Here is a 12,604-nt window from a genome sequence, read left to right on the forward strand (position 1 = left end):
CCCGCGTCGCTACGCTCCGATGGGTGGCAGCCTTGCTCCGGTCCGGGTGGCAGGCTTCACGTGGAATGGGTGGCAACCTTCAGCGGTTTACGCAGTGGTCATTGGACGATATTCATTACCGAATTGAGCGACAGAAAGAAGCGATCCGAGCCCTGCTCACTATTGCGCCATCTAACCGCCGGACCGGGATCCTTCATAGCCTGAGGATGGATGCCGTCAATCGATTGCAATCGGATCCGGATCTCACTGCTGAAGACCCGGACGATCGCGAACGCTCAATCGAGAATTTTTACGAGAAATGCGATCTGTTCAGTGTGACGGAAGCAGGCCTTCGACTAAAAGCACGACGCAAAAACTGGTTGTTGGTTTGGTGGTCGTGCACATTCGTCCTGAGCGCACAAGTCTTTCTCTCTCCGTTTCCTGTGTTTAACTGGATGAATCATGGTTCCTGGCAAGCCGTCGTCTTACCATTGATTTCCGCGACCTATTTAACGGTCTGGATTGGAATAGTTTGGGACAACCGGCAGGGCAAAAAGCTCAAGCGCGAAGACATTGATCTGATGAAATCTCATCGTCCGGAACTGCCACACATCATTGTGCACGCGGTGGATGAGTTGCTTGAGGAACATTATCAGTCTTGATGACGTCATTGGTTCTCGATGTCTGCGCCAAAAATATCCTCACAGCAGGTGCATTTCCGGACGCTTGGCTAGTTTGGCACGCCAAACCTCTGTTCATGGCAACGTGACTGCCGTCCAAATTTGGACGGATTCAATCACAGAGTACGGTAGTTGTGGACAATCCAGGCCTTCCTCACCTCAGGCCATAGATTTTGAATAGAAGGAGAGGCGCTGCGTTACAAGCCCGGTCAGCTGACCTTCCCCCGCTTACATACTGGTCCCAGCTACCCAGCGTTGACTAATAGATAGCCAAACCTTGCACGCCTCCCAAAGGCTTCACCTCTCTGCTTCCAGTGCAGACGCTTTTTCGTAGGTTTGGCTTCCCTCCTTCTAGTGAATAAGAAGGCATCACTGTTTCATCAGATATTCGATGGCTTTTACAGATTTTTGCCGCAACTCGCTGATCTCAGAACGTGTCATTCGGTATGGCTTCTGCGTAGGTGCCTCCTTGGGCATTTTTACGCGGGCTGATTTGGTGGCTGTGGGCTTCCTGGAGTCTTGCATCAGAATCCCCCTCTATGAGTTGAGTCCTGCATTATTTCATTGGTAATCGATGATTTCCTCCGGTTTATACATGCTGCCTGGTTCACCGACCGTTTGAGCTACAGCTTATGGACGAGCTTGGGGGAGGCGTCTAGACCCGAAATGTTGGCTAAGTAAGTTGGGCTGTTTTCACTAAACGGGAGGGGGCTAAATTTGCGAATAGGCGCAAAGCCTATCGAAAATCGGGTAAAATTTGCGAATTTCGTCGATTTCCACACATCGGGTTTTTCCTGTGGTATTGCTATGTGTCGTTGGGGAGGGCAAAGGTCCGCGCTGTCATCAAGGAATGCTTATGGCTACAGCTATTCCTAAGAGGAATATTTGAGTTGGTGCAGCCGGATTTTGGCGTCCAATCCCATGAGAAAATGGAATGGTGATTTCAGCTACGAGGTAAAAATCATGGATGCGGTGGAAGACCTCCTGGAGAGGCCAAAGCTTAAATTTGTGCGGATTGATCAGATTGACCCAGTAACGATCGACGAGGGGGCTTTGCTCGAAATTTTAACGGCCCCGGTTCCCGCACTGAAACGTGGCGAAGGGTTAACGAAGCTTGCCGTCGAACTGGCTACCTGGCTCAACCCACCTTTGCTTTACCCGCAGAAGGGCGCGAGGCGATACGGGGTGCAGGGAAATTTTCGCTCAGTCGAACTATGCCAAGGCCTTCCGGGTGATATGAAAATTCCTGCGTTGGTCACCAGCCAGCCTACCGGAGGCTTGTCGGTGGCCGATCTTTCAAATTTGACGATTTGTACGAATATCGTCACTCAAGGGCTTGATCTCTCACATTCTCCTCAATCACTTGTACAGCTAATTAAGTTATCGAACCCTGACCTACTGATGGCTCTGTCGCCTTGCTTTCGAAGCCGGACTGCAATGGAGGAGTGGCTGGGCGTTAACCGAAGGCTACAGCTTACGGATCCTAAGTTCGCATCGTCTCCTCTTGGCCAGCAAAGTTTTCTGTGAGGTAGTTATGCCGTCAATTTTTCAGGATTTTGTGGATCTTCCTGTAGCTGAACAGTTCGAACGCCTCGTTATTCCGAGAGAGGACTGGAAAGGTATCAATTATGTGCAACGAGCGCTCGAACGGATTTTGCCCGCGTTTGTTGAACAGGGTTATGAGTTTGTTGCTGCTGAGAATCTGGCCTCCATTTGCCGTGACGGACGAATGGGGGAGTATCTCGAGAAAAAATCTGCCTCGGATGCTGGTGGTTTTCAAACGGTGTACCCGCAGCATGGTGGCCTTTACGCATTGGGTAAAGATGAGTTGTTTGAGCCCCAGAGAATTGCTTTGGCCGTTTTTGTTATGGCCTGCGTTGAGCAGTGGCGACATTCCCTTAAAGATAAAAACGACCCGGCGGCGAGTAAGGATTTTAATAAACGACACGTGGTGGTTTGGCGAGCGATTCGTAAAATCTCGGGGCCAGCGCTGCATTATTTGCCGTCACTGGATCAGCCGGTGGATCGAATTCATGATGATGTAGAAGAGGCTATGCAGGGTTTAGATGAGCGCAAATTGGCAGATCACGGAGCACAGAAGAATTATTTAGGCTACTTGAGGTTGTTCCTCGAATCTTATCTAGGTTGGCGGAAATATGAGCCTCGTTCACAATCTAAGCAGATCGAGAAGGACTCTGCGGAGCAGTGGCTACTAGAGAAAAAAATCCCGGTGGAGAAACGTGACCCGGATTCCGAGATCATCTCAGGGGCCTCGGAAATCAGGCAAATTGAGTTTCGCCGCTCCGTAGAGGCTCTGAGATCGTCGGATCATTTCAAGGACGGAATTGCACCGGAGGAGCTTTCGGATAGTCCCTCGTTTCATCAAGCTGTTACGCCCATCCACACTAAGCGGGGCGGATCTCTCACGCAATCAGTTCGAACCCAGGTCAGTAGGCAGATGCACCGTCGTCGACTGGCCCAGCTACTACCCGAGCGATGGGAGGTGCTGAACGATGATGAGCTGCGCAAGCTCGGAATCCTATTACTCGACGACGGTCGCCATTTTGAGCCCACGACCATCCTGGCTCTGTCATTGATGTTGTTGACAGGCCGGGAGCTGGATGAGGTGCTGAAAGCTAGAGTCGGTAACAATCAGTGCCAGCTGCCGGAAAGGCCGCCATCAAGCGGCGTCTATGTGCTGGCCGAATCCGGCGAATGGCACACAGGTATCAAAAAACCAGACGATCGGCGATTGCGAAAGGGTAAATATAAACCAGCGCTTGAGTTGCATTATCAAAGCATTACCTTGCCGTTTCCACCGGTCATATGGGAGCGGATCAAGGCGCTGGTGAGAAAGCGGGCGAGTTCAGCAAAAAAACAATGCGCCTCGCTTTTTCGGAAAGCGGAAACCGCATCCGTTAGGTCGGAAGTGAAGGCGATTATCGCCGAGATTAATAGCAGAAGGAGAGCACGGCTGACGCAGTTCCGCATTGCGTATCAGCTGACAGAGGAGCTGCATCAGAAAGGTGGTGATTTAATTGAGGCATGCCTGGTTACAAACCGTGAACCGCCATCTGGTCCTTCAGCCGCCATTTATTATCATCATACGTGCCGCCAGAGATTGGTTGAGCGGTATGTTGAAGTTACATCTCGATGGCAGACCTTGTGGTGCCCAAATGAGCCCGTGAAAAACCAGCAGATTACCCTGCCGATTGATGGAAATGTCGGTTCAGACCTGGTGATTCAGGAGAGCCTGGTAAGGCAATCCTTCAAGGGTCTCAGGGAACAAGCCAAATTGGATTATGCCCGACAAGGTCAGGCCGGCGGTTTGAGATCACTGCATAACGCCATAATGAATTACCTGGTGATGATGATTTATTGGATGACCGGTTATCGGGCTGTTCAGGATCCGATCGCCAGGGCCAGTGATTTCAACCTCAAACGCAGAATCCTGTTTATTACAGATAAGACCGGAGAAGGAGCCAGTCATGCACGGATGGTGCCGCTTTGTCAGGTATTAGCGGATCAGCTGTCGATTTATAAGAAACACGCAGCTAACGTGCGTGCCCGCCTAAGCGTGTTAGATCGCGAAAGACAACCGACATTCCTGTTCTACCTCGATGAGGACCTCAATGAGGTGCAGGTTCGTCCGAAAACCATCAGCAACTATTTGTGGGCGTATAGCCTGCCGCTGAACTTCAGCCGCCATTGGCTACGCGGCAGCCTCAGGGAACAAGGAGTGCCCGGGGCTTATGTGAATGCATTTATGGGGCACTGGGGTATTGGTCAAGAGCCCTGGGGTAAACACTCCAGTATCGATCCGTTAGATTATTGCGATGTTGTGGGCAGCGCAATGGACAAGCTGAGCCAGAGGCTGGGGCTTGAGACGATCACGGAGGTGTATTAATGGAACCAAATGCCGCCGTGATTTGGAGTGGTTGGCTGGCGCCCATTCACAAACTACAGGCTAGCCTGGAGCGCTCAGAACAGAAAAAACCGTCTGGAGATCAACGTCGAGCGCTGGATAGAAAGTGGGAAAAACTGGAACAGATAAGAGCGGCGCTCGCTCGACTGGAACAGTGGGATGAAGAACTCTATCGCGGTGTATCACTCTGTGAGCGCTCACACGATGATATCAATGAGCTGGTTACAGTAGTCTGTGCGAACAGTGACGGTTATGTTTACCGCAACGTACACCGCTATTTAATCCAGGGTTTAGAACGGGGCATCAAAGCGCTGGATTGGAAACTGCCTCTGCCAGCACCGTTGTCCGTCAATAGAACGGAGCCGTCCAACCTGACACCGGAGGTCGGTCAACGACTGATCCAGTTTGATCGGCTAGAGGAGGCCTTCTGGGAAAGCCTGAGTGCCCCACGACCTCAGCTAGATCGGCTGGCTATGGAGTTCGATGCCGGACAACTGCTCTATTCATTCGTTGCTCATTCTGGCGTGCTTAATCAAAACCTGATTGAGCGACTTCCTGCGGCCATTCAGGCCGGGGTCAGGATAGAAGAAAATATCGTTTGGCTGGATCTGGATGATGGACGGTTAGGAGAGTCGTCCACTGTTGAAGGGGCACAGAAGCCATTGCTCAAGCGCCGTATTTTCCCGGCACCGGTAACTCAGCTTTTGCTAAGACGATGGCATGAACATTGGAAAAAACAGTGGCCGACGGTCGATAGGGACAGGCCGGACCGATATCCGCATTTCAAGTACCTTCTGAAACCTTATGTTGCGCAGTTGGCGCTTAGGGCTGATCTACCTCCGGCGGTAGCGCAAGATGTTGTCGGTATCGCTCAGGCCGCAGCGGCGTGCGAGCTGCCGATCTCGTTAGTTAATTATTGCCGCAACACCTTGCTCGGTGTGCCGGTCTCTCCCGAAAACTGGTGCCGGGTACTAACAGGGAAGCGGCAGTTGCCGGAGGCTGAACAAGAATCGACAGATGAAGATGTGCTGGGCCAAACACAGTGCATGAATGTTCAGCCAAAAACCGAGTTTTCGGATCAACAGACGTTATTGGAGAGCCTGAGGGCGGGCATCCGAACAACCAAGCGAAAGGCCTGCGTGGGTTGGATAGCGCAATTTATTGAGCAGGAGGATGTTTCTCCCATTCTGAAACTTATGGGGCATTGGGCCCAATACATGATCATCAGTGGTGGGAAGAAGAAAGATAGCCTCTTATTGATGTCCATTTCTGATTATCTCCTTTCAATTAAACCATTGCTTGACCATGCGGAGGTCTTTGTCGACCCATTTGGGCTGGATGCTGATACATGGCAATCGGTCTATGACAATATCGTAAATCAGTCCTACGGTGGTGGGGAGCGATCGTATCGGCTTGGGATGTTCCATGAGTTCCTCGAAACGGTTTACAACGTTCCTCCGGTTGATATCGATGGATCCGGCCGCATCAGCAAGGTTGACGCCAGAATACTCACTCCAGAGGAATACCGGCGTGCTCGCTTGCTTCTACAAAAAAAGGCACAGACAGACCGCTGGGCGCCTTTACAAGAAGTTTTGCTCATCATGGGATATCGCTGTGGTTTGAGGCGTAATGAAGCCTTGAGTCGGCTGTTTGCCGATTTTCCTGGTATCGACGATCCCGTTATCGACGATGTTCGTTTATTGGTTCGACCCAATAAAAACGGCCAGATAAAAAGTGATGCAGGGACACGCTCACTACGATTGCGTCATCTGCTGACAAGCCATGAGCTTGAGTGTTTGGCCCGCTTTTATGCCGAGCGTCGAGAGGTGATTCCCGGACACCCGGAGATGTGGTCCATTTTTTCTGAGCATGGTGCTGGGTCAGGCCCGGTCCAATCTTATTTGGTATTTAAACCCTTGACCCGGTTGTTGCAGGAGATCACTGGCGATCCGGCGTTCAGGTTCCACAATCTGCGGCACAGTTTCGTTAGTTGGACGTTGTTGCGGTTATTGGAAAGCCGCCCAGGAGAACATATGCCGCCACGGTGTTGGACAGGTGCGCTTCACCACGAAGAGCTTCTTGCGACGGACAGACCGTTTTGGAAAACCCTCGGATATCACACGCAAAGTCAGGCGTTATGGGCACTGGCGGCATGGGCTGGACATGCGTCGCCAACAATAACCCTGCAGAAATACGCCCATCTGGTGGATTGGCTGGTTAGATCGCACCTGTGGAATCGAAGAAATCCCGAACTAACGGTACAGGAGCAAGCGGATCTGTTGGGGAAATCCGTTGCAGCTGTAGAGAAACATCGATATCGCAAGAAAGTGGGAGAAAATTACCATCGTGCGAGTGATCTTGCCCAGAGCCTGATTGATCGCTGGCCATCAAAAGGCCAGCGGAAAAATCCGCCATTAAATGATGTTACTGAAGTGAGCATTGAAGGTGCCTTGGCGAGGGATGCAAGCGATCGGCATCAGGTTCGGTATCTCGATGCTTACAAATTGATGTTGGCAACAGAAGCAGATGTTCCTGTTGGTGAGGCTAAGATGGTTCCTCGGGGCTTAAAAGCCGCTGCAGACCTGTGCGAGGTGAGGTACCAAGACGCAATAAGGTGGCACTGCAATGCAGTTTACGTCATGAGCCTGCGAACCCATAAAAAACGTGCAAGGCCTGCATCCTCATTGGCAACGCCTGGGCACTTTGGCTCCAGGATGTCGCGAGAAGACGAATTGGTCTTGAGGCCTTTAAATGAAAAGGATATGTCCAAAGGTCCGGTCGAACTCAGGAGCTTCATCAGCCCTCCTAACACCCCTGACACAAGGTCTTACGCGCATCGATTTTTCTACAGATTACTCGATTGGTATGAAGAGAAACCGGAAGAGGCCTTGGATTGCATCTGGAACCTTTTAAGCAACAGCACGAGAAGTGACTCAAAGCCTCATTATCCAAACACGGAGGGGTGGCGTAGGCACTATCGGTTTCTGTGCGAACTGCAGCTTAAATCCAGATGTACGATTGACGTTCGGGTGAACAAGCAGGTTGACGAAAAAGCGACAATTAAACACTGGGCCGAGGTCTACGGCACAGAACCTCGTTATGTGCGGGTTATTAAGCCGACACGTAAAAAGCGGTATGAGAATCTGGTGATCGATTCGGTTTCGGTCCGGCCACCGGGCAGGCTCAATAAAAAACAAAACCTGCTATGGCGGGTGATGCGCTTTGTGGCGATGACCGTTTACGTCATCAAAGCAGATCCCTCAGAAGAGGCTCGACAACTCTATGAAGAGCAGTTTGGCCTGGCAGTGCCCTGTGATGAGCAATGCCAAGCCGAGTGAGATTCAGGCGGGGTCTATGAATTGAATATGGAGGTGTTTCGCACCTTTGCCCGAGCCCATTTTCAGAGCGGCATGAATTTTTTCGCCGGGTTGTGGGGCCCAGTCCGTTGGTACGCGAAGCTCATGAAGAGCGGCAACCGCGTGGCGGCCTTTGCAGTAGAGAACCAGCCGCCAGACCTTCATCCCCCGAAATCGTTTGGGTAGCAGCTCGACGCTCAGAATAGTGAAAACGTCAGCCCAATAGGCCAGACGGATACCGGCCTTGTGAGTGTCAGTCATGCTTCTCCTCCTCGATGCAGTTCAACGTGGATTCCAGCTGACTGACATACCAGCCCATGCTCTCCCGGGACGGATGCATGCGGTGTGTCAGCATTTGCTGACACACCCAGGTTTCCAAAGCCTCGAGGTTGGAGCGCTCGCCGCCCAACCCCAGATGAATGACGAGCTCTCGTCCCGGCGCAATCTGAAATGCTGCATTCAGCGCACCGGCCATATTGCGGATCATCCGGCGCTCACGAGGGATCAGGTTTGTTACCGGGATAAACGTCATCGGCAGAGTAGGATTCAGCTCAGTGCTCATCGGAGGTCTCCTCTGTGGGCGTCTCAAACTGGGTAATGAGCAGCCGCTCAAAAGCGGACCCATCACGGCGAGTCAGGTTCGGGACATAACGGCTGTAAATGCGGAACAGCATTTCGGTCGTCGTATGCCCCATCTGCCGAGCGATCCATTCTGGGTTTTCGCCGGCAGCGAGCCAGAGCGTTGCGGCGGTGTGGCGGGTTTGATACGGACGACGTTTACGCAACCCGAGGTGTGCCAACAATGGGTACCAGACACGCTTAGTGACGTTGTTGTGAGACAGCGGCGTGCCGGACCGGGTGCAGAACACAAAGTCCATGTTGCCCGTCGCCTTCTGTTGCTCCTTCAGGGCGTCGTAGACCAGTTGAGACATTTCAATGGTGCGGAAGGAGCCGTCGTTCTTGGTGTAACCCAGCTCTCCGTTGACCAGGGACTGGCGGATGAGAATTTGCCTGCGTTTGAAATCGACGTATTGCCATTGGAGACCATCGATTTCGCCGGTACGCATGCCGGTAAAGAAACGGACGGTGTAGTAGTTCTTGAAATCCGGCCGAACGGACTCAAGAATCAGCTTCACCTCATCGATGTCGAAGGGCTCAACGTCGGTACGAGGAACCTTCAGGGATTTGATCCCATGATAGGGTGAGCTAAAATCATACCGGTTGGCTGCCTCTCCCAGGATCATGCGCAAAGGCGTCATGATGCGGTTGATACGACTAGAAGAAAGAGGCTTCTCGCTCCGGGTGGTAACTTTGGCGAGTGATGCCCGGAATTCGAGAATCTCTTTCTTGGTGATGCGGCCAACCTCTTTTTCCCCGAATTCGGGGATCAGGTAGTTTTTCAAAGTTCCCTCCACGGTGGTGAGGTGCGACTTTCGCCACTGAATGCTCATTTCTCCGATCCAGGTATGGGCGAAGCTTTTAAATAGGGGCGTGTGTTCATGGTTCTCTAGCGCGCCTGTTTTCTCCTCCTCTTCCTTTTCCTTCTGAAATTTCGCGGCATTAGCGCTGTTTGGAAAATACTGCGGATAGTCAAAGATGCCGAGAGTGATTTCAGCCTCGATGCGGTCCATTAATGCTTGGAGTTTTTTACGATTTTTAGCTGTGTCCTCCAGAGCGGTCTGCTCACGGCAGCGTTTGTTTCGATACTTGAAGTCCAGAAAAAGTTTTCCGGTTTGCTTTCTGACGCGAATGCTACCCATTGATGATTCCTCCATTGGCCATGGGGATTGCAAAAGCTTCTTGCTCAGAATGAAGTCCCATATCCCGTTCAATGGGCTCCCACAGATACAGGATCTTCCGCCCGCCGAATGGGCGGATGTAGTGGATACCTTCAATGAGGACGTTATCTTTCAATCTTTCCCGGATAGTCCGAACATCGTATTTAATGCGTTCAGCTAGCTCTTGGGTGGTTAAGTAGCTCATAGTCATCACATGATCCTCTTTGGCTTCTTGTGTAGCGTGTAGTCATCATTCTAGTCCGGAGTTTGTCGGTGTCAAGCACTTTTAGTCGATTTTGCGCATCAAAAGATGAGACTGGCAGCCGAAGGTGCTAGACTGTACGGATTCGTAGGAGGGGAGTTCGGATGATCCGGTTTCGTTTAAAAGAGTTGTTGGCCGAGAAAGGCTTTCGGGAAGATCGGCGCGTTACTTTGGATGAGGTTTCGAAGGAGACCGGCATTCACAGGACGACTTTGTCAAAGATAGCTAACCAGCGCGGATACAAGACCAATACCGAGATATTGGATAAGCTTTGTGCGTATTTTGACGTTCCTTTGGAGGGGGTTGCAGAGTACTTGGACGAGGAGGAGGTCAAAGGCTGACGGGTTTGAAAATCGCCGGTAGGCTGAGGTTTTTCTTGCTCCCAGGCGATACAGCTTTTTTGTCCAGAGAGGTGTTGCCTTTGAAAAGTGGTGTTAGCTTTGGCATGACAGTTTTTTTATTTCCTGTCACCGCCGCCGCGGCTGTTGAACATAACGCCCGTTATTGGCAATTGCTCACGTCGATAGAATTGCCGGAAGCTGACCCCATAAGTTGTCCAATAAGCTCGCAAAGCGAACATGCATGATGGGCGAGCAACCCTGAAGTTAACTGGCGCCGGAGTGCAGTGAGGGAACCAAAATCGGTACGCTCTTCGTACCAGGTCGACCGTTTTGTTATGGCCAGTTTATCAGTTCCTATTGTTCCGGGCGCACCAATAGCCAGCTCAATAAGAGATATTAATAGAAGCCGCTGTCACTTTGGAATACGATCCACATCGCTGCGGCCAATGGTAGCGAACAAACTTCATTTATAAAGCCGGGGAATCTGCTCGATTCCAAGCATCCATAAAACCTATGGTGTCAAAAGGGATATCACCATTCCCAAAGTCTACAAAAACATAATGTTTATTTGCAAATCTCCTATAAACGTATTTCATTCCTGCATCAGTATTCAGCAAATATACTTCCCAATTCTTTTTTGGATTAGATGAGTCTGGGCCACACCCAACTAATGAATTAATATTCTGACCATCAACCCTAATAACCCTATTGGCCAGATTACCTTCACTTCCACCAGCAACTGAACAGTTTTTTTGTATCTTGAATGCTATCGAAGCGCCACCACTAGAGCTTGGGTTAACTTGAGCCATATGAGTTGGCGGCATATCATCTTTTCCATATCCTTTTGAATGAATCCACGTTATGGAATATTGTCGATTCGTTTCTTTAAACGGAACAGCCTTAACACCTTTGCCACCATTACGCTCAACACTTTTTACTAATTCAATCATCTTTTCTAGACTTTCTACATCCGACTTTTTTCTTTCTTCAATCTCACTGGCTGAGGCCTGAGCAAAAGATAAAGTCAAAAAAAACAAAAAAGCATTTAAATAAATATTATTCACAGCTTGACCCTATAAATCCAAAACAAAATTTTAATTTGGTTAATTATAACGATAAATTCTTTTTTTTAAAATATCAAGCAACCTTTAAATGAAAAGTTAGTTCTCGGTCACGCTCAACTGTTAAGCTTCCCCCGCTAAAAAGAAAATGCTCCGTAGTCCCTGCAGCTTCATGGTTCATTTTCAGAGGCTTGAGTGCAATTATTTTCTTAACCTTTGCTAAGAAGGAAAACGGTCGTTTGTTGCACGCTCACACTCACCCCTCAAAAATACCCGATTTCGGCTTGTTTAGCGTCCAGCAATCACGTACAACAATCTATGAACAGAAAAGGTACCTTTTATGATCATAGGTTATGCGCGGGTCAGCACAAACGACCAAAATCCGGAGCTCCAGGTCGATGCCTTGGAGAAAGCCGGAGCCGAACAGGTCTTCCAAGAAAAATTTACCGGGACATTGAAAGAACGACCCGAGCTGCCGCAATGCTTACGTATGCTGCGGAAGGGAGATGTTCTGGTTGTCTGGAAGCTGGATCGTCTAGCCCGGTCTCTGAAGGACCTGGTTGAGATTGTCCAAGACCTCCATGATCGAGGCGTCGGGTTTAAATCCCTGACTGAATCCATCGACACCACCAGTTCCGGTGGCCGTCTGGTTTTTCATATCTTTGGGGCCCTAGCTGAGTTCGAGCACGACCTAATTCGAGAGCGGACAATGGCTGGACTTCAAGCAGCCAGGGCTAGAGGCCGGAAAGGAGGGAGAAAACCCTCCATGTCGGATTCCGACGTCAGAAAAGCGGCAGCGATGCTGTCTGACCCGAACATCACCAAAAAAGAAGTAGCTGAACATTTTAGTGTTGCGCGAGGCACGTTGAACGCTTCACTTCAGCGTTTGGAGTCTCGCGTAGGATCGAATCGTGAGTAATCTCAAGCATGTAGGGGCGACAGAACAGCGTGCTTGCTTATCGACACAGTTGTTGAAACCACCTCTGCTTAATCACAGGGGAAAGAGAGAACCCATGATAAGAGAATGAAGTCTCTCGACCTGCTGGGGTTCCAGTTGTCAGGAATGATAATGGAGAACTGTCGAGTTTCAGATTCTTTCTTTAACAGATCCAGAACCCTGACCATTCGTTCAATCGCTGGCGCACCAAAAACTCCATTTGTGCAGACGGTTGGTGAATCAGAATTGTATTGAGTGTTTGGCCAAAGAAGCTCTGCAGTGTGC

Annotated in this window: 10 protein-coding genes and 1 pseudogene; 6 read left to right on the forward strand and 5 right to left on the reverse strand. The window is 50.4% G+C overall.

The window, feature by feature from the left end; genetic code table 11:
- From BY454_RS13030 to BY454_RS13045, 4 genes and pseudogenes are all read left to right on the forward strand, one after another.
- Window positions 1-641: pseudogene (locus BY454_RS13030) on the forward strand (hypothetical protein); the annotation flags it as partial.
- A 939-nt stretch (window positions 642-1,580) separates the two neighbouring features.
- A complete protein-coding gene (locus BY454_RS13035) occupies window positions 1,581-2,186 on the forward strand; it encodes a hypothetical protein (protein WP_104417021.1) in 606 nt (201 codons plus the stop codon).
- 7 nt (window positions 2,187-2,193) lie between these two features.
- Window positions 2,194-4,566, forward strand: coding sequence for a site-specific integrase (locus BY454_RS13040; protein WP_104417020.1), 2,373 nt, complete (start codon window positions 2,194-2,196; stop codon window positions 4,564-4,566).
- The gene (locus BY454_RS13045; protein ID WP_104417019.1) at window positions 4,566-7,922 is read left to right on the forward strand and encodes a site-specific integrase; all 3,357 of its coding nucleotides are present in this window, start codon (window positions 4,566-4,568) and stop codon (window positions 7,920-7,922) included. Before BY454_RS13040 ends, BY454_RS13045 begins: the two co-directional genes overlap by 1 nt.
- 3 nt (window positions 7,923-7,925) lie before the next feature.
- On the opposite strand, the gene BY454_RS13050 is transcribed toward BY454_RS13045, so the two are convergent.
- Genes BY454_RS13050 through BY454_RS13065 form a run of 4 tightly spaced genes read right to left on the reverse strand, consistent with a single transcriptional unit; the run spans window position 7,926 to window position 9,929 of the window.
- A complete protein-coding gene (locus BY454_RS13050) occupies window positions 7,926-8,201 on the reverse strand; it encodes a hypothetical protein (RefSeq protein WP_104417018.1) in 276 nt (91 codons plus the stop codon).
- Window positions 8,194-8,502 carry a hypothetical protein gene (locus BY454_RS13055; protein ID WP_104417017.1) on the reverse strand — a complete coding sequence of 103 codons (309 nt, stop codon included), beginning with the start codon at window positions 8,500-8,502 and terminating at the stop codon, window positions 8,194-8,196. Before BY454_RS13055 ends, BY454_RS13050 begins: the two co-directional genes overlap by 8 nt.
- On the reverse strand, window positions 8,492-9,700 hold the full coding sequence (locus BY454_RS13060) for an Arm DNA-binding domain-containing protein (RefSeq protein ID WP_104417016.1): 1,209 nt from the start codon (window positions 9,698-9,700) through the stop codon (window positions 8,492-8,494). Before BY454_RS13060 ends, BY454_RS13055 begins: the two co-directional genes overlap by 11 nt.
- The gene (locus BY454_RS13065; protein WP_104417015.1) at window positions 9,693-9,929 is read right to left on the reverse strand and encodes a hypothetical protein; all 237 of its coding nucleotides are present in this window, start codon (window positions 9,927-9,929) and stop codon (window positions 9,693-9,695) included. Before BY454_RS13065 ends, BY454_RS13060 begins: the two co-directional genes overlap by 8 nt.
- Window positions 9,930-10,084: 155 nt before the next feature.
- Between BY454_RS13065 and BY454_RS13070 the strand changes: the two genes are divergently transcribed.
- Window positions 10,085-10,321 carry a helix-turn-helix domain-containing protein gene (locus BY454_RS13070; RefSeq protein ID WP_104417014.1) on the forward strand — a complete coding sequence of 79 codons (237 nt, stop codon included), beginning with the start codon at window positions 10,085-10,087 and terminating at the stop codon, window positions 10,319-10,321.
- A 467-nt stretch (window positions 10,322-10,788) separates the two neighbouring features.
- On the opposite strand, the gene BY454_RS16790 is transcribed toward BY454_RS13070, so the two are convergent.
- On the reverse strand, window positions 10,789-11,385 hold the full coding sequence (locus BY454_RS16790) for a hypothetical protein (protein WP_146082716.1): 597 nt from the start codon (window positions 11,383-11,385) through the stop codon (window positions 10,789-10,791).
- A gap of 337 nt (window positions 11,386-11,722) precedes the next feature.
- Between BY454_RS16790 and BY454_RS13075 the strand changes: the two genes are divergently transcribed.
- Complete coding sequence (locus tag BY454_RS13075; protein WP_104417013.1) at window positions 11,723-12,301, forward strand: recombinase family protein; 579 nt, start codon at window positions 11,723-11,725, stop codon at window positions 12,299-12,301.
- Window positions 12,302-12,604: the final 303 nt, after the last annotated feature.

Source organism: Marinobacter persicus, assembly GCF_002934325.1.
Classification (GTDB): domain Bacteria; phylum Pseudomonadota; class Gammaproteobacteria; order Pseudomonadales; family Oleiphilaceae; genus Marinobacter; species Marinobacter persicus_A.

Excerpts from the sequence above, each read along its gene's own strand:
- BY454_RS13045 (WP_104417019.1), top strand. The coding sequence starts at position 4,566 with ATGGAACCAAATGCCGCCGTGATTTGGAGTGGTTGGCTGGCGCCCATT.
- BY454_RS13055 (WP_104417017.1), bottom strand. The coding sequence starts at position 8,502 with ATGAGCACTGAGCTGAATCCTACTCTGCCGATGACGTTTATCCCGGTA.
- BY454_RS13050 (WP_104417018.1), bottom strand. The coding sequence starts at position 8,201 with ATGACTGACACTCACAAGGCCGGTATCCGTCTGGCCTATTGGGCTGAC.
- BY454_RS13065 (WP_104417015.1), bottom strand. The coding sequence starts at position 9,929 with ATGACTATGAGCTACTTAACCACCCAAGAGCTAGCTGAACGCATTAAA.
- BY454_RS13075 (WP_104417013.1), top strand. The coding sequence starts at position 11,723 with ATGATCATAGGTTATGCGCGGGTCAGCACAAACGACCAAAATCCGGAG.
- BY454_RS13070 (WP_104417014.1), top strand. The coding sequence starts at position 10,085 with ATGATCCGGTTTCGTTTAAAAGAGTTGTTGGCCGAGAAAGGCTTTCGG.
- BY454_RS13035 (WP_104417021.1), top strand. The coding sequence starts at position 1,581 with ATGAGAAAATGGAATGGTGATTTCAGCTACGAGGTAAAAATCATGGAT.
- BY454_RS13040 (WP_104417020.1), top strand. The coding sequence starts at position 2,194 with ATGCCGTCAATTTTTCAGGATTTTGTGGATCTTCCTGTAGCTGAACAG.
- BY454_RS13060 (WP_104417016.1), bottom strand. The coding sequence starts at position 9,700 with ATGGGTAGCATTCGCGTCAGAAAGCAAACCGGAAAACTTTTTCTGGAC.